This is a genomic window from Prochlorococcus marinus subsp. marinus str. CCMP1375 (assembly GCF_000007925.1).
GTDB classification, from domain to species: domain Bacteria; phylum Cyanobacteriota; class Cyanobacteriia; order PCC-6307; family Cyanobiaceae; genus Prochlorococcus_E; species Prochlorococcus_E marinus.
The window spans coordinates 1,268,584-1,290,116 of the sequence record NC_005042.1 but is presented as its reverse complement, the minus strand read 5'-3'; the positions used below and the strand labels follow the sequence as shown (position 1 = coordinate 1,290,116).

The 21,533-nt window shown below is 38.5% G+C and carries 20 protein-coding genes, 3 tRNA genes and 1 other RNA gene; 10 read left to right on the top strand and 14 right to left on the bottom strand.

Features of this window, described 5'->3' with window-relative positions; translation table 11 throughout:
• Positions 1-99: 99 nt before the first annotated feature.
• Positions 100-1,350 (top strand): radical SAM family heme chaperone HemW, encoded by a 1,251-nt coding sequence (gene hemW, locus PRO_RS06830; RefSeq protein ID WP_011125536.1) that lies wholly within the window; start codon positions 100-102, stop codon positions 1,348-1,350.
• On the opposite strand, the gene panB is transcribed toward hemW, so the two are convergent.
• Entirely contained in the window at positions 1,319-2,089 is a 771-nt protein-coding gene (gene panB / locus PRO_RS06825) for a 3-methyl-2-oxobutanoate hydroxymethyltransferase (RefSeq protein ID WP_011125535.1), read from the bottom strand. The two genes, hemW and panB, sit on opposite strands and share 32 nt — an antisense overlap.
• Positions 2,090-2,131: 42 nt before the next feature.
• On the opposite strand from panB, the gene ffs reads away from it, so the two are divergent.
• Positions 2,132-2,228: signal recognition particle sRNA small type (gene ffs, locus PRO_RS06820), an RNA gene on the top strand.
• Between the two features lie 18 nt (positions 2,229-2,246).
• Here the strand turns inward: ffs and ftsZ are convergent.
• The 6 genes from ftsZ to PRO_RS06790 all read right to left on the bottom strand — a co-directional run bounded on the left by ftsZ (position 2,247) and on the right by PRO_RS06790 (position 7,444).
• Complete coding sequence (ftsZ, locus tag PRO_RS06815) at positions 2,247-3,362, bottom strand: cell division protein FtsZ (protein WP_011125534.1); 1,116 nt, start codon at positions 3,360-3,362, stop codon at positions 2,247-2,249.
• A 158-nt stretch (positions 3,363-3,520) separates the two neighbouring features.
• Positions 3,521-4,339, bottom strand: coding sequence for a cell division protein FtsQ/DivIB (locus tag PRO_RS06810; RefSeq protein WP_011125533.1), 819 nt, complete (start codon positions 4,337-4,339; stop codon positions 3,521-3,523).
• Positions 4,297-4,707: a hypothetical protein gene (locus PRO_RS06805; protein ID WP_011125532.1), complete on the bottom strand. Its 411-nt coding sequence runs from the start codon at positions 4,705-4,707 to the stop codon at positions 4,297-4,299. The genes PRO_RS06810 and PRO_RS06805 overlap by 43 nt, the downstream gene beginning before the upstream one ends.
• 53 nt (positions 4,708-4,760) lie before the next feature.
• Positions 4,761-5,816 carry a D-alanine--D-alanine ligase family protein gene (locus PRO_RS06800; RefSeq protein WP_011125531.1) on the bottom strand — a complete coding sequence of 352 codons (1,056 nt, stop codon included), beginning with the start codon at positions 5,814-5,816 and terminating at the stop codon, positions 4,761-4,763.
• Between the two features lie 55 nt (positions 5,817-5,871).
• Complete coding sequence (miaB, locus tag PRO_RS06795) at positions 5,872-7,272, bottom strand: tRNA (N6-isopentenyl adenosine(37)-C2)-methylthiotransferase MiaB (protein ID WP_011125530.1); 1,401 nt, start codon at positions 7,270-7,272, stop codon at positions 5,872-5,874.
• 99 nt (positions 7,273-7,371) lie between these two features.
• Positions 7,372-7,444, bottom strand: a tRNA-His gene (locus PRO_RS06790).
• Positions 7,445-7,487: 43 nt separating this feature from the next.
• Here PRO_RS06790 and PRO_RS06785 point away from each other — a divergent pair.
• Positions 7,488-8,786 (top strand): amidohydrolase family protein, encoded by a 1,299-nt coding sequence (locus PRO_RS06785; RefSeq protein WP_011125529.1) that lies wholly within the window; start codon positions 7,488-7,490, stop codon positions 8,784-8,786.
• Positions 8,779-10,119 (top strand): FAD-binding oxidoreductase, encoded by a 1,341-nt coding sequence (locus PRO_RS06780; protein WP_011125528.1) that lies wholly within the window; start codon positions 8,779-8,781, stop codon positions 10,117-10,119. The genes PRO_RS06785 and PRO_RS06780 overlap by 8 nt, the downstream gene beginning before the upstream one ends.
• Before the next feature lie 4 nt (positions 10,120-10,123).
• Here the strand turns inward: PRO_RS06780 and PRO_RS06775 are convergent, their stop codons facing one another.
• The 4 genes from PRO_RS06775 to murA form a co-directional block, all read right to left on the bottom strand.
• A complete protein-coding gene (locus PRO_RS06775) occupies positions 10,124-11,359 on the bottom strand; it encodes a bifunctional folylpolyglutamate synthase/dihydrofolate synthase (protein WP_011125527.1) in 1,236 nt (411 codons plus the stop codon).
• Positions 11,356-12,540 (bottom strand): aspartate aminotransferase family protein, encoded by a 1,185-nt coding sequence (locus PRO_RS06770; protein ID WP_036909963.1) that lies wholly within the window; start codon positions 12,538-12,540, stop codon positions 11,356-11,358. Before PRO_RS06770 ends, PRO_RS06775 begins: the two co-directional genes overlap by 4 nt.
• Before the next feature lie 8 nt (positions 12,541-12,548).
• Positions 12,549-12,630 (bottom strand) — tRNA-Leu (locus PRO_RS06765).
• 35 nt (positions 12,631-12,665) lie between these two features.
• Positions 12,666-14,039: a UDP-N-acetylglucosamine 1-carboxyvinyltransferase gene (gene murA, locus PRO_RS06760; protein WP_011125525.1), complete on the bottom strand. Its 1,374-nt coding sequence runs from the start codon at positions 14,037-14,039 to the stop codon at positions 12,666-12,668.
• Between the two features lie 170 nt (positions 14,040-14,209).
• Here murA and PRO_RS06755 point away from each other — a divergent pair.
• The 5 genes from PRO_RS06755 (at position 14,210) to PRO_RS06735 (ending at position 18,413) form a co-directional block, all read left to right on the top strand.
• Positions 14,210-14,292 (top strand) — tRNA-Leu (locus PRO_RS06755).
• Positions 14,293-14,486: 194 nt separating this feature from the next.
• The gene (locus PRO_RS06750; protein WP_011125524.1) at positions 14,487-15,281 is read left to right on the top strand and encodes a TrmH family RNA methyltransferase; all 795 of its coding nucleotides are present in this window, start codon (positions 14,487-14,489) and stop codon (positions 15,279-15,281) included.
• A 15-nt stretch (positions 15,282-15,296) separates the two neighbouring features.
• Positions 15,297-16,742, top strand: a complete 1,446-nt coding sequence (gene lpdA / locus PRO_RS06745; RefSeq protein ID WP_011125523.1) for a dihydrolipoyl dehydrogenase — start codon at positions 15,297-15,299, stop codon at positions 16,740-16,742.
• Between the two features lie 22 nt (positions 16,743-16,764).
• Complete coding sequence (gene trpC / locus PRO_RS06740) at positions 16,765-17,646, top strand: indole-3-glycerol phosphate synthase TrpC (protein ID WP_011125522.1); 882 nt, start codon at positions 16,765-16,767, stop codon at positions 17,644-17,646.
• Positions 17,647-17,744: 98 nt separating this feature from the next.
• A complete protein-coding gene (locus PRO_RS06735; protein ID WP_011125521.1) occupies positions 17,745-18,413 on the top strand; it encodes a hydantoin utilization protein A in 669 nt (222 codons plus the stop codon).
• A gap of 17 nt (positions 18,414-18,430) precedes the next feature.
• On the opposite strand, the gene sodX is transcribed toward PRO_RS06735, so the two are convergent.
• The 3 genes from sodX to PRO_RS06720 all read right to left on the bottom strand — a co-directional run bounded on the left by sodX (position 18,431) and on the right by PRO_RS06720 (position 19,938).
• Positions 18,431-18,754 carry a nickel-type superoxide dismutase maturation protease gene (sodX, locus tag PRO_RS06730; protein WP_225866421.1) on the bottom strand — a complete coding sequence of 108 codons (324 nt, stop codon included), beginning with the start codon at positions 18,752-18,754 and terminating at the stop codon, positions 18,431-18,433.
• Positions 18,755-18,782: 28 nt separating this feature from the next.
• Positions 18,783-19,256, bottom strand: coding sequence for a superoxide dismutase, Ni (sodN, locus tag PRO_RS06725; protein WP_011125519.1), 474 nt, complete (start codon positions 19,254-19,256; stop codon positions 18,783-18,785).
• A gap of 88 nt (positions 19,257-19,344) precedes the next feature.
• Entirely contained in the window at positions 19,345-19,938 is a 594-nt protein-coding gene (locus tag PRO_RS06720) for an FKBP-type peptidyl-prolyl cis-trans isomerase (RefSeq protein WP_011125518.1), read from the bottom strand.
• Positions 19,939-20,046: 108 nt separating this feature from the next.
• On the opposite strand from PRO_RS06720, the gene PRO_RS06715 reads away from it, so the two are divergent.
• A complete protein-coding gene (locus tag PRO_RS06715) occupies positions 20,047-21,531 on the top strand; it encodes an apolipoprotein N-acyltransferase (protein WP_011125517.1) in 1,485 nt (494 codons plus the stop codon).
• Positions 21,532-21,533: the final 2 nt, after the last annotated feature.

The following is a 21,533-nucleotide window of genomic DNA, read 5'->3' as shown; positions in this document are numbered from 1 at the left end:
TTTGGGACCTCTTTTTTGATTTATGTAGCATTGTTCTTATGTAATCTATTGGTTTAAAGGAATATGCATAGCTTTGTGTATTGATTTATAAGTCAACCTGTGAATTATCCTAGAAGTGCTTATTTACATATACCTTTTTGTCATAGACGCTGCTTCTATTGTGATTTCCCAGTTGTCCCTTTGGGAGATAGAGCTGGAACTGAGAATGGACCAGGTAGCTCTTCTGTCAAATCATATTTGAATCTTTTACATAGGGAGATTTCTTTAGCTCCTAAAGTTGCCTCATTATCAACTGTTTATATAGGTGGAGGAACACCTTCTATTTTAAGTGCTGACCAAGTAGCAAATTTATTAGATCATTTGCGATTACATTTTGGGTTTCAAAATGGTGCTGAGATTTCTTTTGAAGTAGATCCTGCAAGTTTTGATACTTTTTCATTGGAAGGCTTTTTAGATGCAGGAGTAAATCGATTAAGCTTAGGAGCACAAAGTTTTGATGACAAAGTTCTTGCTCAATTAGGAAGACGTCATACTGCCAATGATTTGCTAGATGCTTGTGGTTGGATTAATCAAGCCTTTAACGAAAGAAAACTATTTAGTTGGAGTCTTGATTTAATTCAAAATCTACCTGGACAGGATTTATGTTCTTGGGAAAAGCAACTTTTGAAGGCTTTAGATATTTCACCTCCACATATGTCGATATATGATCTTTCCATTGAGAAAGGTACTGTTTTTGAATGGAGACAAAATAGGGGGGAATTGTCTTTGCCTAATGAAGATGATGCATCTGATATGTCAAAGATGACTAGTGACAAATTAAAACAAGCAGGTTTTTCTCGATATGAAATTTCTAATTATGCACTACCTGGGCACGCTTCTCGCCATAATCGTGTTTATTGGAGTGGCTCTGGATGGTGGGGTTTTGGACAAGGTGCTACCAGTTGTCCATGGGGAGTGAGGTCCTCTAGGCCTAGGACTCGAGAAAAATATAAAAAATGGTTAGAGGTTCAAGAGAATGATGGATTGGATAAATCTTTGACTTTAAATAATGAAGGCCAATTAATTCCTCTAGATGAGCTTTTAATCTTTGGACTCCGTAGAAGAGAGGGAATAGATTTCAAAGAACTTGTTAGTAGTTTTAATTGGGATGAGAGTCAGCTTGAGATTAATTTGAATAATTTAAAAAATTATTGGGCAAACTCTCTTAAGGAGGGATTAATTAAACAAAGAGGATATAGATTTTATTTAACTGATCCTCATGGAATGGATCTTAGTAATCAGATTCTTGTTGATATGTTGTTGTGGTATGAGTCTTTACTTAATTCCTCAATTGATCAACCCAACTTGTAAGTGATTCTATAAATAAGGACCTTCCATCTATAAGGGGTTTTGCAAATGGAGGCTGTTTGTCTGTAAGGCCTAGTAAATCTGCGGTTACTCTTACTTGACCATCACATTCCTCTCCTGCACCAATTCCTATTACAGGGATTTTGAGCATTTGAGTTACTTTACTGGCAACTTTTGAAGGGACATGTTCTAAGACTACTGAAAAGCAGCCAACCTGTTCAATTTTTAGAGCCTGAGTGACTAACTTTTCTTGCCCCAATGCGTCTTCAGCTTGTCGATGATACCCAAGATTATTAACTGATTGTGGGGTTAAGCCAAGGTGCCCCATTACAGGTATGCCCATTCGAATAAGCCTTTCAATAACTGAAATGACTTCAGGTTCAGCTCCTTCGATTTTTACAGCTGCAGCACAAGAGTTTTTCAGTAAGGTTCCAGCTGCCGCTACGGCTTTATCTTCTCCACATTGATAACTCAGAAATGGAAGATCACAAACTACTAGAGGTTGCTTATTTTTTGGACTTAAAAAACCTCTCCCAACAGCTTGAGTGTGATGGAGCATTTGTTCAAGAGTTACAGGCAATGTTGTGGTATGCCCATGAATGAACATTGCTAGTGAGTCCCCTACAAGAACAACATCTGCTCCTGCAGCTTCAACAATTGCCGAAGAAAGGCTGTCCCAAGCAGTGAGGATTGTGATTTGATTTCCAAGTTCTTTAAATCGAACTAATTCCTTAGGAAGCATTTAGCTTGTTTGCTAAGAGATTTGGATTGCTAAACTTTAGGAGACTCGGGCCCATGCGGCTTCGACGCCTAAATCTGGTCAGGACCGGAAGGTAGCAGCCACAAGGGATGCTTGAATCTGGCGTGGATTCCGGGTCACCTAAATTAAAGCCTTGATTTTACTGATCACGCCTAAGTTGTCTAAGTCTTAGGAATTCAGGGATACTTGCTCCAGGCTCTTTGTTTGGTGTTTGTCGATATAGAGATTGAGGAGATAATTTAGCACCTGCTTTTTGCTTGGTGTAAGGCTGATTCCCATCAAAACCAGTTGCAATTACAGTTACTTGAACTTCCCCTTCAAGAGCTTCATCAATAACTGCGCCAACAATAATATTTGCTTCTGGGTCTACAACATCGTAAATAACCTCTGAAGCAGAGGTCATGTCTTCTAATGTCATGTCTTTCCCGCCTGTAATATTTACTACGCAGCCTTTTGCTCCATCTATACGACCAGCTTCTAATAAAGGACTGTTTATTGCTGCTTGAGCGGCTTCGGCGGCTCTAGAACGACCAGATCCAATGCCTATTCCAAGTAATGATGTTCCAGCTTCAGTCATTACAGAGCGAACGTCCGCAAAGTCCACATTTACAAGACCAGGCAAAGTGATTATGTCGGTTATGCCTTTCACTCCCATTCGTAAAACATCATCTGCATTTTTAAATGCTTCTTGAAGGGGCGCTCCTGCAATTGCATCTTTAAGGCGATCGTTAGGGATGACAATTAAAGTGTCAACACTTTCTGTGAGCTTGGCGATACCTTCATCTGCTTGACGCATTCTGCGGCGACCTTCAAAACTAAATGGTTTAGTAACTATTGCGACAGTAAGGGCTCCGCTTTGTTTGGCTACTTCTGCAACTACTGGTGCTGCTCCAGTGCCTGTTCCTCCACCCATGCCAGCGGCAATAAATACCAAATCGGCACCTTCTAAAGCTTGTTGAAGCTCTGCTCTAGATTCTTCTGCAGCTTTCTCTCCAATACTTGGGTTCCCTCCAGCTCCTAGGCCTCGAGTTAATGTTTGACCAAGTTGAACTCTATTCTCAGCCGAAGATTGCAACAAAGCTTGTGCATCAGTATTGAGAACTCTGTATGAGACCCCTTGAAGATCACTAAGAATCATTCGATTTACAGCATTGCTGCCACCACCACCTACGCCAATTACTTCAATGCGGGCATTCTGGCTTGGTTGAATGCTCTCTGATCTAATGGACGAGTTTGAATTGTTTCCCATAGCCATCACCATACTCGGGATTTAGATGAATGATTTTTGGTGCATTATGACTGGCTTTGGAGATCTGTTGGGTTTTTCAAGAAAGTCTCGTCTTTCTTTAAGGAGATAAATCAGAGTTCACTGACTTTTCTCCAGATTTTCATGGCTTTGAAGAGGTGTTTTTTCTAATTATTTTTTTCATTTGGTAAAAACAATTTTGGTTTTGAGGGATTTTTTAAGTTGAGAATAATTTCGGACGTGTCAGTTAATTTATTTGGGAGTGACTTAGACAATTGAGCAATTGCTTTCAATTGCTGGTCTAACAAGTTTGATTTGTTCCCTAGATGAACAAATTTAAAAAACTCTGTTTGGAGGCTTATATTTCCATTTGGATTGAAAATAACTCTTTTAAGAGGGCTGCCAAGACTAGTCTGATTTCTCAAGAGAAATTTAATCAGATCTTTTTTGCTAGGGTCCCAGCCATCAATAATGAGACCTTTTGATGTGTTTGAAGATTCATTAGTGCCATTAATAATGGGTATCCAATAACCTTCTTTATCAACCATTCCTTTTTCTTGATTATTGCCTTGTTTCCTTAGAGCAAAAGCTATGGGCTCTCTTTCTAAAATTTGTACGTCAATTCCTAGTGGAGCAATCCTTCGACTAATTGCAACAGCTTTTATCGGTAAATTCTTTTGAAGATTGTTTTCTAGTTGTTTTGGATTTATTTCTAAAAGGGATGTTGGCAAATTAATACCCATAGCCTTAACTATTTCTCTATTGGGAGTATTTGCAGCACCCTTGATATGGATTTGATTGCTATTAATGGGTTCTCTCCCTTTCGTTACAAGTAGCCCCCCTAAGAAGGTTGTAATTGAGAAAAAACAGATGATTCCCCAGATTTGCTTGATTTTTAAATTTCCAGAATTCTTTGGCCTCCTAAATGGCTTTGAAGACCATGTCATAGGTCGCAACGAGCCTTCCCCATTAATTGATCCATCCATTGCCGAGCACGTTCAGCATCTGCAAAAGGAACATCTATTTCTTTCCCACATCCAATTAATCGAAGGCGACATTGACCTTGCGACTCATTTGTAAGAGGTGCTTCTCCAGAGCTCAAAGCCATTAATTCAACTAGTTCTAAGCGCTTAACTTCAAAAGTATCTTTTTCTTTGAAGCTACCTGCCTCGAAACTGCTCCATGTAATAATCCCATCCTTAAGACGCGCGGCTCCTGACCCGTCAAGTTTGGCTAGTTCGGAGCCTTCTGCCCAAAAACGATAAAGATTTTGCCTTCGTCTCTCAAGCCATCCAAGTGCGGTTAAAAGCACAAAAACTAAGAGTAAAGGGAACCAAAGCAAACCATGCATCATGTTGTTTTGGCAACAGTGGTTTTAATCACCATGCAAATGGAACTCTTTTATTCTTAAGCGCTTTCTATCAACCTTGCCACAAGTTGTGAGATATCTATTCCTGAAGCATCCCAAAGCATTGGGTACATGCTTTGTTCCGTAAAGCCAGGCATTGTATTGATTTCATTAATCCACAAAGAATCTTTTTCCTCGTCGTAAAAAAAATCGACTCTTGCAATTCCTTCTGCTGAAATTGCTTTGCATGCAAGGATAGATAATGATTGAACCTCTTTAGAAATTTTTTCTGGTATAGGAGCTGGAATTAGAGTTTTAGTTGAGTTTTTAGAATATTTTGAGTCATAGTCATACCAATCTGAGCTATACCTAACTTCTCCTACGCATGAAGTTTTTATCTGTTTTTTTCCAATTACAGCGCATTCAAGCTCTCTGGCTTTGATGTTTTTTTCAACAACTATGCGACTATCTAGCTGAGCAGCAAGATCCAAACCATTGAGGAGCTCTTTTTTGTCATAGGCTTTGGAAATGCCAACTGAGGATCCTAGATTTGCAGGCTTTATGAAACATGGGTATCCCAATTGGGTCTCAATCTTTTGTATTAAGTAAGACAATCTTTTCTTGTCCAATAGATCTATCGAATGTATTTCGCAATAATTTACTTGTGGTAGTCCAGCTGCAGAGAAAGCAGCTTTCATGGCAATCTTATCCATTCCTAAGGCAGAGCCTAAGACTCCTGAGCCTACATATGGTTTTCCTGTTAGTTGAAAGAATCCTTGGATAGAACCATCTTCACCATTTGGCCCATGAAGTACAGGGAACCAAATCTGTATTTTTTCAGTTTCTTTTGGAAGGTGATCTAATCCTATGAATTCAACTTGCTTGAAGAATATATTCTTATCAAAATTAGGATCTGATTCTAAGACCTTTTCTGCAATTTCACTGGGCCACCATTTCCCCTTTTTATCAATATAGATACTTATTACATCAAACTTATTGATATTAATTGGATGTTTTAAGGCATGAATAATAGTTCTTGCAGATTTGATAGAAACCTCATGTTCTCCAGAAACTCCTCCAAAAACTATTCCAACTGTTTTAATTGCATTTCGCATGTTGAATTAAGTTAGTTTCTTAGAAAAAATAAATTATTCTCATTAGATTTAATTCTCATTGTATTGGTGACCCTGTTAAAGAGAATGCTCTAATTTCACTTATTTTTACCTTAACTAGATCTCCTGGATTGTATGAGTATTTTTTAGGTCCAATCTTTGAAAAAAATGTTAATCTATTTGTTCTTGTTCTGCCCATTAATTGCTCTTGGTTCTTGGGATTAATACCTTCAGCCAAGACTTCTACAATTTGATTATGATACCGAGTATTTTTATCCTTAGCAGTTTGTTCAACTAGTAAATTCAATTCTTTGAGTCGGTCGATTTTTACTGACTCTGGAAGCTGTTCAGCCCATGAGGCTGCAGGAGTGTTAGGCCTTTGTGAATATGCAGCAGTATTAACCTGATCAAAACCAATTTCTCGAATAATTTTTAAAGTATTTTGAAATTGACTTTCATCTTCTCCTGGGAAAGCAACTATTACATCTGAACTTATTGAAGAATTGGGCATCAGCTCTCTGATTTTGTCGATAATTCTTCTATATTTTTCAATTGTGTATCCTCTTCCCATCCTTTTAAGTACTTCATTGTCTCCACTTTGGAATGGAATGTGAAAGTGTTCGCATAACTTTGGTAGCTCTGCACAAGCTTCAATGAGCCGCGTTGTGAAATATCTTGGATGACTGGTAGCAAATCGAATGCGATTAATGCCATTAATGTCATGTATAAAATAAAGCAGGTCGGTTAAAGTATTTTCTCTTCTTCCTGAAGAAGAAATCCCTGGCAAGTCTCGCCCATATGCATCTATATTTTGACCTAATAAGGTCACTTCTTTAAATCCTTTTTTAGCAAGGTCTTCTATTTCTAATTTTATTGCTTTAGGCTCTCTTGATTGTTCTTTACCTCTTACCGAAGGGACTACGCAGTAGGTACATCTTTCATTGCAGCCATATATAACATTAACCCAGGCGCAAATATTGCTATCTCTTCTTGCAGCGGTTAAGTCTTCAAGTATTAAATGTTCTTCTGTTGCAACAACCTGTTGACCATTATCAACTTGGTTAAGGAGGTCCTCTAAGCGATTTGCATGCTGAGGCCCCATCACAAGGTCAAGTTCAGGTACTCTCCTTAAAAGGGATTCTCCTTCTTGTTGAGCTACGCATCCTGCAACAACAAGCTTTAAGTGAGGAGAAGATTTTTTCCTTATCGCTTGTCGGCCTAAATAGCTATACACTTTTTGCTCTGCATTATCACGAATTGTGCATGTGTTATATAAAACAAGATCTGCGCAAAGTTCTGTTTTTGCTTTTTGGTAACCCATTGCTTGAAGAATTCCAGCCATCCTTTCAGAGTCGGCTTTGTTCATCTGACAACCAAAAGTTGTAATCCAATAACTTCCTCTGTTTTTTGCAGAGGTTGTAAATTCTCTAGTTATTGTTTCTGATTTAGTTTGTATCACTTTGAAAATGCAGACCTAAAGTTTGAACAATAGCTTTCTTAATTTTCTCCATAAAGATCACTTTTGCTTGTGATATTTCATAAGATTCTATTAAGTAAGGGCGAGCGAGGGGATTCGAACCCCCGAATAGCGGCGCCACAAGCCGCTGCCTTAACCACTTGGCGACGCCCGCCGCGTATATACAAATTTACCTAATTCACCATTGATTCATATATATGTTTGCGCAAAAAAAGACATCTCCTAATATTCAATGCATTGATGCATTGGTTCCTCGTAGCTTAATTGCTTGTGGTAAAGGTCTTTTACAAGCCCAAATAACTGAAGAAGGGCTCTGTCCATTAAGAATGCATATTAAAGATGGCTGTTTAAATGAGATAGAAGTAATTCAGCATTCCAAAGAATCTTCTTTGAGTTTGTTGCTTCCTAGACTTATTGAGCCTCATGCTCATATTGACAAGGCATTCACTTGGAAATCGTTCCCAAATTTTTCTGGAACTTATCAGAATGCATTACAGGCAAACTTGGAAGAACAAAAAGGTCGCACGATGCAGAAAGTTCGAGATAGAGCAGAGAGATCTATGAAACTATCCTTGAAAAATGGTATTAGAGCAGTTCGAAGTCATGTAGATAGTTTTGATTCCTCAGGACAACAGACTTGGGAGGTTTTGAAGAATATTAAAAGTGAGTGGGAAGAATTTGTTGAATTGCAACTAGTAGCGTTGGTCCCATTGGAATATTGGACTACTAAAAGAGGGAAAGATTTAGCTCGACAAGTTTCTGCAGAAGGAGGATTGCTTGGAGGTGTAATTGTGCCTCCCTATCACAAAGCTAATCTAAGAGAGTTGTTGATTAATTTCTTTTGTTTGGCGAATGATATGGGATGTGGAATTGACATTCACGTTGATGAAACTTCTTTGACACCTGGAGGTGGCATACGTGAAATCATTTATGTTCTTGAACAAATAGACCTTGATATACCAATTACTTGTAGCCATTTAAGCAGCATGGGGTTGCTTCCCTCCAACCCCTTGAAGTTATTGGCAGAACGTATTGCTTCTTTCAATATAAATGTTGTAGCACTCCCCTTTACTAATTTTTGGTTGCTTGCTAGATCTGACAAAACATCTCCAATACGACGTCCTATAGCACCTATAAAGCAACTTCAAAATGCAGGAGTTAATGTTGCTATTGGTGGGGATAATGTTCAAGACCCCTGGTACCCTGGTGGCAATTTTGATCCACTTTCTTTAATGGCAGCCTCAATGGCTTTTGCTCAAATTGCTCCATGGAATAGGCTTGGACTTTCGACGTTTACAACAGGAGCAGCCAGAATAATGCAGCTTGAATGGGATGGAATTATTGACATAGGTTGCCCTGCAGATTTTGTTTTATTAGATGCAGATAGTTGGGCTGGTGCTATGTCTACTCCGCCAATTAGAAAAGTAATGATTAATGGACATTGGATTGAAACAGATGATCTTTCCTTAAAAGAAGGGTTTTTATCTCATGCTTGAAAGATCAGATTTTAATCAGTTTGTAAATGAGATAAAGAACATCCCGAACTTAGAGGTTCTTCTTCGATCAGCTGAGCACAAAAGATATTCTCGCGATTTCTATGAGTATTCACCTGTTTTAAAAGAAGAGCTTGCGGGGTGTTGTGCTGATCTAGTCGTTAGACCACTTTCGGTTGATGCAGTTATCTCAGTTGCACAGATTTGCCAAGCTTTTCAAATTCCTTTGACTCTTAGAGGCGCAGGGACAGGTAATTACGGACAGTGTGTTCCGCTTCAAGGGGGGGTTGTTATGTTGATGACTTCTTTAACTCAAATAAGAAATTTTGATTCTCAGACGGGAGAAGTCACTGTTGAAGCTGGGTGTCTACTAATAGATCTGAATAGATTTTTAATTTCCAAAGGACGCCAATTGAGGTTGCTTCCTAGTACTTGGAGGACTGCTTCAGTCGCTGGCTTTATAGCAGGAGGATCAGGAGGAATTGGTTCTGTACGTTGGGGATTTTTAAGAGATCCTGGGCACCTTTTAGGGCTGGAAATTGTGACGTTAGAAGAATCTCCTAGGAAAATCCAACTTAATGCTAAGCCGGCTGAAGCTCTCAATCATGCATATGGGACTAATGGAATCATTACTTCTTTAAAATTATCCACTTGTCCTAATGTTGATTGGCAGGAAGTTACTATTGATTGTGCTGATTTTTATGAGGCAGTAAAACTATTTAAGACTTGTAATCAGGTTGCAGTTAATTTGTTTTTGTGTAGTTTGCTTGAAAACAAAATTGTTGAAAGTCTTCCAACTTGGAGCGGAAATCCTGCAGGTAAGCATAGATTATTACTTTTGGTTGAGCCAGATGGAATTAGTACTTTAGAAAGACTATCTAAATCTGTAGGAGCTGATTTTTATCATTTAGGTTCTGAGCAAGAGAAAGTTGGTAATGGTTTGAGAGAGCTGACATGGAACCACACAACTATGCATATGAGAGGTGTTAATTCTGATTGGACATATCTGCAAATGCTTTTGCCTCAACCTGAGATTGATTTAATTAATACTTTAAGTAGAAAATGGGGCCAAAATATTCTTTGGCATTTAGAAGCAGTAAGGCAACAAGGTGATCAGAGAATTGCTGCATTGCCGTTAGTTAGATGGCAAGGAAAGGATAATCTTGAACAATTGATAAATGAATGTAAGGAGTTAGGAGCAATAATATTTAATCCACATGTCATCACTGTTGAGGATGGAGGCCTTGGTGTAATTGATTCTGAGCAGGTTAAGGCCAAAAGAGAATATGATCCCAAAGGAATACTTAATCCAGGAAAGTTAAAAGGTTGGATTTAATTAATTAGGTGATGATTTTGTTTTTTATTAGATCACCTATCAAATAAAGAGAGCCAGTTACTATAGGAGGAGGTGTTGGCCATTGATTGTTTGATCTCAAAAGTTCTAAAACTTTTAGAATACTTTCTGCTTTTCTTAATTGATGAGACAATTCTGGACAGGCTTTTAAAAGTTGATCTTTGCTCCAGCTTTGATGGTTAGGGATCTGAACAATCCAAGCAATATCTTTTTCCTTTAACAAATTACGTAGCATTTCAGGAGCATTCTTATTCGTCTGTATACCAATTATCCAATGAACAATTGAGCTTTGATTTACCCAGAGAGCTCGTTCTTTTGAGAGTTGTCTTATTGCTTCTGGGTTATGTGCGCCATCAAGTATCAAAGGGAGACCTTCCCATTTTGTACTTTGAAGTCTTCCTGGCCAATTTGCTGAAGCAAGACCTTTTTTGATTTGATTATTATTTATTTTCCAGCCAAAAGTAGGAAGGGATTCTAATACTGCTTTTGCAACAGCTGCATTCTCTCTTTGAATTTCACCAGCGATACCTAATTCCCATTGCTTAGATAATGGAGAAACCCAAGAAATCTTTGCGTTTTTCTTTAATACAGTATCTTCGAGGATTTTCTTAACTTCAGGTTCTTGGTCCGCACTAATTACGTGACTCCCATAAGAAATTACAGCAGCTTTTTCTTTCGTGATCTTGGCTAGACTTTCCCCAAGATATTCACAGTGATCAAAACTTATTTTTCCCATTGCAATAATTGGTCTCCAGGGATGTGCTGTTGTTGCATCTAATCTTCCCCCGAGTCCTACTTCTAAAAGAATTAATTCAACTTGATTAACAAAAAAATAATTAAATGCAGAGGCTATTACAAGTTCAAACGGAGTTAATTGCTCAGACTTTGTAATTAATTTAACTTCATTGACAAATTTTCGAAGTTTTTCTGGTGAAATCATTTGACCATCAATTCTGATTCTTTCGCACCAGCTAACTAGATGAGGCGAAGTAGTGCATCCAGTTTTAATATGAGTTTTTGTTAGGCAACTTTCAAGGAAGCAGGTAATAGACCCTTTCCCGTTAGTCCCTGCAATTTGAATTGCAGGAACTTTGTGACAAGGGTTCCCCATTTTTTGTAAGGCATTTTGTATTCTGTCAAGTCCAAGATTCATTCCCTTTGACTTAAATGAAGGTATTAATTCTTCAAAATCATTATTTTCTTTGTAATTAATTAGGTTCAATTATTTAATTTTCTAAAGCAAGCATTAAGCCTTGTGAGTAGCGTCTCAATTTCTCTTTTTGTAATAATTAAAGGGGGAAGCATGCGTATTACTTTTTCACCAGCACCAATAACAAGCAAGCCTTCTTTAATTGCAAGCTCTACAATTTTTTGAGATGTTAAATTGCTATTTTTTTTAATTGCTAGGCCTAGCATTAATCCAATACCTCTTACCTCCTCTAAATGATGAGGATAATTATTGATAAGTTTCTGAAGGCCTTCTCTTAATTGATTGCCTCTACAATATGTGTTCTCCAGTAAGTTGCGATTTTGTATTTCTTTGGCAACAGTTAAGCCCGCTTTACAGGCAAAAGGGTTCCCTCCAAAGGTGCTTGCATGATCTCCAGGTTCAAAAATACTTGCATTTTCTTTTACCAACAAAGCACCAATGGAATGCCCTCCGCCTAATCCTTTGGCCAGGGTAAAAGCATCAGGTTCTACGTTGAAGTGTTCATAGCCCCAAAGTTTCCCAGTCCTTCCCATGCCGGATTGAACTTCATCAAACAACAATAAAATATTATTTTTATTGCAATAGTCTCTTAAAAAGTAAAAGAATTTTTGATCTCCAAGATTGAGACCTCCTTCACCTTGTATTGGCTCTATTAAAATTGCTGCAACTCTAGGCTCATCTTTCTCAAGGTTTTCATACAGATCTTGAACTGAATTTGAATCATTAAAAGAAAAAAATTCAAAACCTTCTACTAAAGGTTCAAACCCTTTTTGATATTTTGTTTGTCCTGTAGCACTTAAGGCTGCAAGAGTTCTGCCGTGGAAACTTGATTTGGCTGAAAGTATAATTGGGCGTTTAATACCTCTTTTAATCTGCCCATATTTACGAGCTAGTTTAATTGCTGCCTCGTTTGCTTCAGCGCCACTATTGCAGAAAAACACACTGTCTGCGCAACTTTGATTAACTAACCATTGAGCCAAATCTTCTTGTTCAGGGATTCTATATAAATTGGAAACATGCTGAATTTTTCTGAGTTGTTGGCTTAAAACCTTTGATAATTTTTTATCACTATGCCCAAGACTACATGTAGCAATGCCGGCTACTGCGTCCAGATATTTTTTGCCCGTTTCATCCCATAACCAGCACCCATTCCCTTTGACAATTTTTAAAGGCAGCCTTTTATAGGTGTCCAACAAAAAAGTGGGAGCGGTCGGACTTGAACCGACAAACCCGAAGGTGCCGCATTTTGAGTGCGGTGCGTCTACCAATTCCACCACGCTCCCTTAAATGTGTTTTATGTCAGAAATATATAATGATTTTAAGCTACTTCGGTCCCAGAGGAAAACTTTTGCAGATCTTCTGAGCTTTTTGTATCTATTTTAAGTTTGTTTGGACTTCTACTGATAATTGCTCCAACTTGGCTGAGCTTGTGCTCAAAATTTTCATATCCTCTATCAAGGTGATTTAACCCTTGAATCACGCTGGTGCCTTTTGCGCTAAGACTTGCTAATACCATTGCAGCAGATGATCTTAGATCTCCCCCAGTAATTGAAGTAGCAATTAATTCATTGACACCTGAAATAAAAGCAGTGTTTTCAGAAAGCGAAATTTGAGCTCCCATCCTTTGTAACTCTCCAACATGCTGCATTCTTCTTTCAAATACTGTCTCTTCTATTTTTGAAGTTCCTGTGGCAATACTCATTAGTGCCATAAAAGGTGCTTGTAAGTCAGTTGGGAAGCCTGGGAAGGGACTTGTTGACATGTCAACGGAGCTTATTTTCTCTCCTGGGAATATTTTTAGACCTTTTCCTGCTTTTTCAATTGAGCAGCCACATTGCTTAAGTTTTTTAATAACAGCACCAATATGTTCAGGAATAACAGGACTTATGGTTAGAGGACAACGTGTGATTGCTGAAGCAATCAGAAAAGTCCCTGCTTCAATACGATCAGGAATTACATCATGTACGCATCCTTTTAGATGACTGACTCCTTCTATTTTTATTTGTGAGGTGCCAGCTCCTTGTACATTTGCACCCATTTTGTTCAACATATTTGCAAGATCTTGAATTTCAGGTTCTTGAGCAGCATTTTCGAGAATCGTTTCTCCTTCTGCAAGGGTCGCAGCCATAAGAACTGTCTCAGTTGCACCAACACTTTTGCAGTTGAACTTTATTTTTGTCCCGATTAGTCTTTTGCGAGAATTGACTATTTTTGCGATAACAGTGTCATTATCAATCCTTACGGATGCCCCAAGAGCTTTTAGACCTTGAATATGCTCGTCAATAGGTCGGCAGCCTATCCTGCATCCGCCAGGAAGAGGTGTTTTAACTTCTCCAAGTCTTGCAAGTAGAGGACCTATACAAACGAAGCTAGCTCTCAGGGCATGAACAAGTTCATAAGGCAGTTCATTTTTAGATAGATCTGATTGATTTGCTTGTAGAAGGACTTGATTTGTATTGCGGTTGACATTAGCTCCTATGTGCAAGAGCAAATCTGTCATCACATCAATATCAGTAAGATTAGGGACATTGTTCAAATGAACATTTTCTTCTGTCAATAGCGCTCCAGCCATTAGCACTAATGCCGAATTCTTGGCACCACTTATTTTGATTTGTCCTGACAAATCATTTTTTCCTTCAACCCTCAAAAATGGCAAAAGACTCTCTTCTGATATTGATGACACACTATGCATGCCCTGAATCAAAACATGAATATCATGATGATGCAAGAACATTTAATACGTTAGACACTTATCTAGATTTATTAAGGAATTAAAAGCTAGTTTGTTCTATGAATTTGATTATTCTGGGCTTACTTTTCTTGAAATCATTTATTTTCATAATGATTAATTTTTGATTCCTTGCGGATGTGGCGGAATTGGTAGACGCGCATGTTTCAGGTATATGTGGCCTTGTGCTGTGGGAGTTCAAGTCTCCCCATCCGCATTAATTTCATCATGGGAATTGATCCCTTAAAAGCTGAGTGAACCACTTACACATTTTAGTTTCGATTCTATTGATAAAGAAGAGAAGAAAAAATCTTATGAAGAGCTATATATAAATAGGCAAAATACGATGATTAGAGGAGTTGAAAGATAGATAGGACTGAGCTGCTACTGATCTCAAGCCGACGAAACCCGTTGGTTCGTAGATTAAGAGAATTATCTAGTGCTAAAGGACGTATTCAATATTCATCTTTGTTGCTTGAGGGGACTCATTTGTTACTTGAAGCTTTGCAAACGGGCGCTAGACCTTCTGAGATAGTTGCTACACCTGAATGGATTGAAGATAACTTAGAACTTTTAAAAAGAATCCCAAGCCAAGTGAAATTAAACTCTGTCACTCAGTCAGTTCTTCAAGCTTCTTTGACAACAGTTAATCCAAATGGAGTGGCATCAATTTTCCCTTTAAGTGTTCTCCCGCAACCAAGTGATCAAAGTAATTTCGTCTTGGCATTAGATCGTTTACAGGATCCAGGAAATTTAGGGACTTTGTTTAGGACTGCTTTAGCAGCTGATGTAGATTTGGTTTGGCTTGCTTTAGGTGCTGACCCTCTGGGCCAAAAGGTTTTACGATCTTCAGCAGGAGCAGTATTAAAGCTTCCTTTTCAGCGTTTAGGGGGTGCAGAAAAGCATTCTATTAATGAACTTGTTGAGAAGTTGGAAAAAGCGAGAAAGCAAGGGTTCCAAATTGTCGGAACCTATAGCCCAAACTCATGCCATGTTCTTGCAGTTTCTCCTTACTGGGAGCTTGATTGGACGAAACCGACTGTATTGGTTTTAGGTAATGAAGGAGATGGTGTTCATCCAACAATTCAGGATTGTTGTACTCATTCAGTGAGTTTGCCTCATAATCAACAAGTTGAGTCTCTAAATGTTGCATCTGCAGCAGTTCCACTACTTTTAGAAAGGCTACGGGCCACAATGACCTCTTAGTATCAATTAAAAAATGTGAGCAAAACAAAATTCGATTTTGATTTGATTGTCATTGGAGCAGGATATGGTGGCTTTGATGCTGCCAAGCATGCTGCTGAGAATGGATTGAAAGTAGGAATTGTTGAATCTAGAGAGTTGGGTGGGACCTGTGTGAATAGAGGATGTGTTCCTTCTAAGGCTTTGTTGGCTGCGAGTGGAAAAGTTCGTGAATTAGCAAATGCTGATCATCTTGCTTTGTTTGGTATTCATGCAGCGCCTGTTCGATTTGAACGTCAAAAGATAGCAGATCATGCAAATAACTTGGTTGCTAATGTTAGGAATAATTTGACCAAAACTTTAGAGCGAGCAGGCGTAATCATTTTGAGAGGACAAGGTAGATTAGAAGGTCCTCAAAGAGTAGGAGTGAGAGAAAGTAGTGGAGTAGATAAAGTTTTAACTGCAAAAGATGTAATTTTAGCCACAGGTTCAGACCCTTTTGTTCCCCCTGGCATTGAGACTGATGGACGTACAGTCTTTACAAGTGATGAGGCAATTAGTCTTGAGTGGCTTCCAAGGTGGATAGCAATTATTGGTAGTGGCTATATAGGACTTGAATTTGCAGATGTTTATACAGCGCTCGGTTGTGAAGTAACTATGATTGAGGCGTTGGAAAGAGTAATGCCTACATTTGACCCTGATATAACTAAAATTGCTTCGCGTAATTTAATTGCCGGTAGGGATATTGATGCGAAGTCAGGTGTCCTAGCGAGTAAAGTCAAGCCTGGGTGTCCAGTAAAGATAGAATTGGCGGATGTAAATACCAGAGTTGTTGTAGAAGAATTAGAGGTTGATGCAGTACTTGTTGCCACTGGTAGGGTCCCTAGTAGCAAAGATTTAAATTTAGAGTCGATGTCTGTTGAAACCCATAAAGGCTTTATACCTATTGATGAATCAATGCGAGTTTTAGTTGATGGCAAACCTTTACCTCATCTCTGGGCAGTTGGAGATGTTACTGGGAAATTAATGTTGGCTCATACAGCAGCAGCACAAGGTACAGTCGCGGTCGACAATATTCTTGGGAACAAGAGGAAGATAGATTATCGAAGCATTCCTGCAGCAACTTTTACCCATCCAGAAATCAGTTCAGTTGGATTGTCTGAGGAACAAGCGAAGGAAATTTCTGCGAAAGAGAACTTCTCACTTGGGATAATTCGAAGTTATTTCAAAGCCAACTCAAAGGCTTTAGCGGAATTAGAGAGTGATGGATTAATGAAATTGCTTTTTAGAAAAGATAACGGTCAGATCCTTGGAGCACACATATACGGTCTTCATGCTGCTGATTTAATACAAGAAGTAGCTAATGCTTTAGCAAGAAAACAGAGTGTGGTTGATCTGGCTTTGGAAGTTCATACTCACCCCACTCTGAGTGAAGTTGTTGAGGTTGCTTATAAGCAAGCTGTTCAGCAAATGAAAAAACTTTAGAAACCCTTAAAAACATTTACATATGGAGATTCGCCGTCGTCCCCCCAATCCCAAGGTTAAGGTAGCCAACCTTGAATATGCGATACCGCATGAAGAGTCTGAGCCTCGAAATATTTTAGAAAAAATAGTGTGGGAAAAAGATCGAGAAGTAGAACTTGCTCGTCACCGATTACCTTTGCCAAAGCTCATAGCAAAAATTGAGAAATTATCTGACACTAAGAATTTTTTACAAACTTTAAAGGATTCTGTTACTTCTCCTGCAGTGATAGCTGAGATTAAGAAGGCAAGTCCTAGTCGAGGGCTTATTAGAGAAGATTTTAAACCAGGTGATATAGCAATTGCATATCAAAAAGGAGGTGCAACATGCTTGTCTGTTCTTACAGATAAAACTTTTTTCCAAGGTGGCTTTGATGTATTGGCTGACGTCAGGAAGATTATTGACATCCCTTTGCTTTGTAAGGACTTTATTCTCCATCCTTATCAGATCTATCAGGCTAGAGCCTCAGGTGCAGATGCAATTTTGTTAATTGCAGCGATACTCTCTGATCAAGATTTGATGTATTTAAACAAAATTGCATTAAGTCTTGGGTTGTCAATATTGGTTGAAGTTCATGATGCAGCTGAACTAAATAGAGTGCTTAGACTTGGTGGATTTCCTTTAATTGGAATTAATAATCGAGATCTAAAAACATTCGAAACTGATTTAACTACTACCTGTAAGGTTGCGACTGAATGTTCCAATCTTTTAAAAGAACAAGATGTACTTTTAGTTAGTGAGTCTGGAATATTTACGCGTGAAGATTTACAAAAAGTTGCTTCCTTTGGAGCTAGTGCAGTTTTGATCGGAGAATCTTTGATGAGACAAAAAGACCTAACTAATGCATTAAAGGAATTAATTGGTTAGTACATTGAAGAACTTTTTATCATTAAGTTGTTTCTTTCAAGAAAACATTAAGCAAAGTCTTTTCTTATGGGGTAGACTTAATGAAGTGAGCGAATGAAATGTTAATTAGTATCTTGACTGGCTTTGCTGCTGGAGCAGTTCATGTTGTGGGAGGTGCCGATCATTTGATTGCAATGGCACCAAGTGCTTTTCGAAAGCCCAAATTGGCTTTGAGAAATGGTTTAGCTTGGGGATTAGGTCATTCGACGGGGGTTCTTATTTTGTCAGCGGTGGCGATATTGGTTAAAGACTTTGCTCAAATTGAACGCATGTCTAGTTTTGCTGAATTAAGTGTGGGAGTTTTTCTTTTAGTGGTGGGATTCCTTACTATAAGAACTTCTTTAGGCCTTAATATTCATACTCATGACCATCATCATGGTTCGGGGAATAAGCATAAACATTTTCATTTACATTTCAGAGGAAGTAGAAAACATTCTCGGCATTCTCATGCTTCCACAAGTTTAGGGTTACTTCATGGTTTGGCTGGAGCAAGTCATCTTCTTGCCGTAATCCCTGCGTTAGCTCTTCCTCCTTTTGGAGCATCCCTATATTTGTTTTTTTACCTTTTAGGTTCGATTGTTGCTATGGGAGCAGTTGTTTCTGCAATGTCTTTAGCAACATTGAGAGCAGGTAAAAATAATCTACCTATAATTTTCAGATTCACAGGGTTGCTTTCTATCCTTACAGGCTTTTTCTGGATTCATAAAACTTCTAGTTATATTTTTTGAAGATTTTAAAGATAATTTTATTTAGCAATTATTTTCTCAACAATTCCTAGGACTTGTAGTTTATTAATTTGTCCAAATTGACGGCTATCTATACTTTCTTTCTTGTTGTCACCGAGGATCTCTATATGTGAAGAGCTTATCTTTGAAACTCTTTTAATAATTAATGTTTCTTTGTGAATAGGATGCTGGACAACTACTAAAGAACCTTGAATGATTTTATCTTTTCTATATTTATAAGGCTTGTAGATTATTAGATCGCCATTTTTCAATGTAGGCAACATTGAATTTCCGACAACACGACAATGCCGCCGAAAACCAATTAATAAAAGGAATAAAGATATAAGGATGCTTCCTTTGAAATCTTCCCTTTTAGCTTGCTGTAGTCCAAGAATCTGAACGACCTTTGGATTTCCAAAACATATGGTGTACTTTCTCTACAGCAGCCATTAACTCCTCAGTTTTTGATTGGTCAATGTTTACTTTGCATGCGCTGCAAAGTTTTGCGGCTTTCCAGAAAGTGTCATGAAGGTCAGGGAAACTAGCTAAATGCTCTGGTTTAAAATAATCTGTCCAAAGGATTAGGAGCTCTTTTTTTGTTTCCTGAGCTTGTTCTTCTTTTACAGCAACAAATCTGGAAAAAGTATTGTTATATGTAGCCCATTCAGATGAATCTTTTCCTTCTGGAGGGGTTAAAGCTAAGAGCTTTTTGGTCATAGACAATACAGCTTCAGCTGAAATACGAGCTGATGCAGGATCGTAAACTCCACAAGGTCCATCACAATGAGCAAGAGCTTTCTGGGCCGGAAGCCTTTTTAGAAGTGATGAGATCGCCAAACGCAGCATTAGTCACAAATGAAAAACCTTCTGCCACATTACTTGGCCATCTCTATTAATGAGTGATTTTTGATTTATTCAATAGAAATCTTTTTTTCTATTGAACATCTAACAACTCAACTTCAAAAATTAAAGTCGCATTTGGAGGAATTACTCCCCCTGCGCCTCTCTCTCCATAGCCTAGTGAAGGTGGAATAGTTAATTCTCTCTTCCCTCCTACTTTCATCCCGGCAACACCTTCATCCCACCCTTTGATTACCCTTCCAGCGCCAAGAGGAAAAGTAAAAGGAGCTCTTCCGTAACTACTATCAAATTCTTTGCCGTTTTCCAGAGTTCCTCTGTAGTTTACTGAGACGTTTTTACCTGATGCGGCTTCATCTCCAGAGCCAATGGTGATTTCTGTAATTCTAAGGCCTGAGGAAGTGATCTCTGTTTTAAGAGAATCTCCCAGAGAATTAGCTGATGCTTTTGTGTTACTTGCCATTATAAAAAGAGAGGGATTGGGATCGTCTGGGTCTAATTCCATTGGATTTTGGATGGCAGGTTCTGTTTTTAGTGAACCTGCTTCAGTGTTCAAAGCTGAAGTAAAGTTAGTTTCTGCTGTGACAATTGATGGCGAAATGATTTGGCTTGTAACTGCAACAATTACGCAAGCCAAGAAAATTGAGAAACTAATGAAGATCTCTTTCACAGAAATTTGTAATTCATCTGAATTGATTCTCGCAGAAGATTTGTTATTAAGGTATTTCTTACTTTTTGAAACTAATAAGAATCAAATGATTTTTGCAGAAAGTGTCGAATGCTAGCTCTAAGTCGTTCTAAATATTTTGCCTTTTTAACTGGAACAGTTGGAGGTTTGCTTGCAGGGGTAGGCCTTTCTCAAGGTGGAGTTGTTTTTATATGGATTTCTACAGCATGCCTTTGGGCTTCTATGGCATTCCCTTCGGCAGTTTTCCTTTGGGGTTTGTTTGCAATTCTTCTCAGTTATAGATGGCTGTTATATCTTCACCCTTTGACTTGGATTGGTGTCCCTATAGCTTTTAGTCTACCAATAGCAATTTTGATTTGGTTTTCTTGTGGATTGCTTGGAGGGTTGTTAGTAGCTCTTTGGAGTTTGATTGGGCAAATCCCTTTTTTTCAAAGGCGCCTCAATAGCTCTACAAAGGATCAGCTCTTATATGTGATTGCGCTTTCTTTGATATGGGGTCTTGTTGAAGTAGGTCTTGCTAAAAGCCCTTTTTTTTGGTTTGGTCTTGGCGATAGTCTATTGCCTTATGATAGATGGCTGGCTGGCTTAGCAAGATGGTTTGGCTCAGGAGGCTTGGCTGCACTTCAATTAATTCTTGGCTGGTGGGTATGGAAAATCATATTTGCTTTTAAAAAAGGATCACCATGGTTGGGATTATTTGCTTTAGGAGTTTGCTCTCTTCTATTGGCTCATTGCATTGGATGGATTCTCTTAGCTGATAATGAATTCACTTCTTCTAAACGTATAGCACTCTGGCAAACAAATATTCCTACAAGACAGAAATTCACTTTGAGAGAATTAAAGAGACTGCCTATTTCTCTCCAGGATGCTTTAGAAGAAGCTGATAATTTGGGAGCAGATTGGATGGTTGCTCCTGAGGGGACACTGTCAGCAGGACAGAATCTTCTTGCACCATCTCCTTTGCCATTACTTTCAGGGGGCTTTAGAAGGGTTAAAAACAAGCAAATGAGCTCTTTGCTTGTTTTTAATGAAGGTAGTACTAGTTATTCTTCTGCAATAGATAAGCATCGATTAGTTCCTTTAGGAGAATGGCTCCCATCGTTACCTGGTGTTAATTGGAATGGATTGTCTTTTGTTGGTGGAGTTGATCCAGGGGATGCGTCTAGATTCTTTGATTGGGATGGAGGCCCTTTGGCAGTGGCGATTTGTTATGAATTAAGTGATGGTAATAATTTGGCTAAAGCAATTTTTGATGGAGCGGAATGGATTCTGGCTATAGCAAACCTTGATCCTTATCCGATTTCTCTGCAAAGGCAGTTTCTTGCTTTAGCACAATTGAGAAGTATTGAATCTGCTCGAAATTTAATTAGTGTTGCGAATACAGGCCCAACTTCTATGATTTTGAGCTCTGGGAAAATCAAATCCATCATTGAGCCTTTCAATGAAGGTGTAGGTGTTATAGATATTAACGTCTCTCAAAAAATTAGTGGATACGTCCGTTGGGGAGAGATCCCTTTGATCTCAAGCCTTTTAATTGTTTTATGTTTCATTGCTCGTTTAAAGGGGAAGGCTTAATT

Coding starts and splice junctions, on each gene's coding strand:
- panB (WP_011125535.1), bottom strand. CDS start 2,089: ATGCTTCCTAAGGAATTAGTTCGATTTAAAGAACTTGGAAATCAAATC.
- PRO_RS06735 (WP_011125521.1), top strand. CDS start 17,745: ATGTTAATTAGTATCTTGACTGGCTTTGCTGCTGGAGCAGTTCATGTT.
- PRO_RS06800 (WP_011125531.1), bottom strand. CDS start 5,816: ATGCGAAATGCAATTAAAACAGTTGGAATAGTTTTTGGAGGAGTTTCT.
- murA (WP_011125525.1), bottom strand. CDS start 14,039: ATGCATAGTGTGTCATCAATATCAGAAGAGAGTCTTTTGCCATTTTTG.
- PRO_RS06785 (WP_011125529.1), top strand. CDS start 7,488: ATGTTTGCGCAAAAAAAGACATCTCCTAATATTCAATGCATTGATGCA.
- sodN (WP_011125519.1), bottom strand. CDS start 19,256: ATGCTGCGTTTGGCGATCTCATCACTTCTAAAAAGGCTTCCGGCCCAG.
- PRO_RS06780 (WP_011125528.1), top strand. CDS start 8,779: ATGCTTGAAAGATCAGATTTTAATCAGTTTGTAAATGAGATAAAGAAC.
- PRO_RS06810 (WP_011125533.1), bottom strand. CDS start 4,339: ATGGATGGATCAATTAATGGGGAAGGCTCGTTGCGACCTATGACATGG.
- PRO_RS06805 (WP_011125532.1), bottom strand. CDS start 4,707: ATGATGCATGGTTTGCTTTGGTTCCCTTTACTCTTAGTTTTTGTGCTT.
- ftsZ (WP_011125534.1), bottom strand. CDS start 3,362: ATGGCTATGGGAAACAATTCAAACTCGTCCATTAGATCAGAGAGCATT.
- PRO_RS06715 (WP_011125517.1), top strand. CDS start 20,047: ATGCTAGCTCTAAGTCGTTCTAAATATTTTGCCTTTTTAACTGGAACA.
- trpC (WP_011125522.1), top strand. CDS start 16,765: ATGGAGATTCGCCGTCGTCCCCCCAATCCCAAGGTTAAGGTAGCCAAC.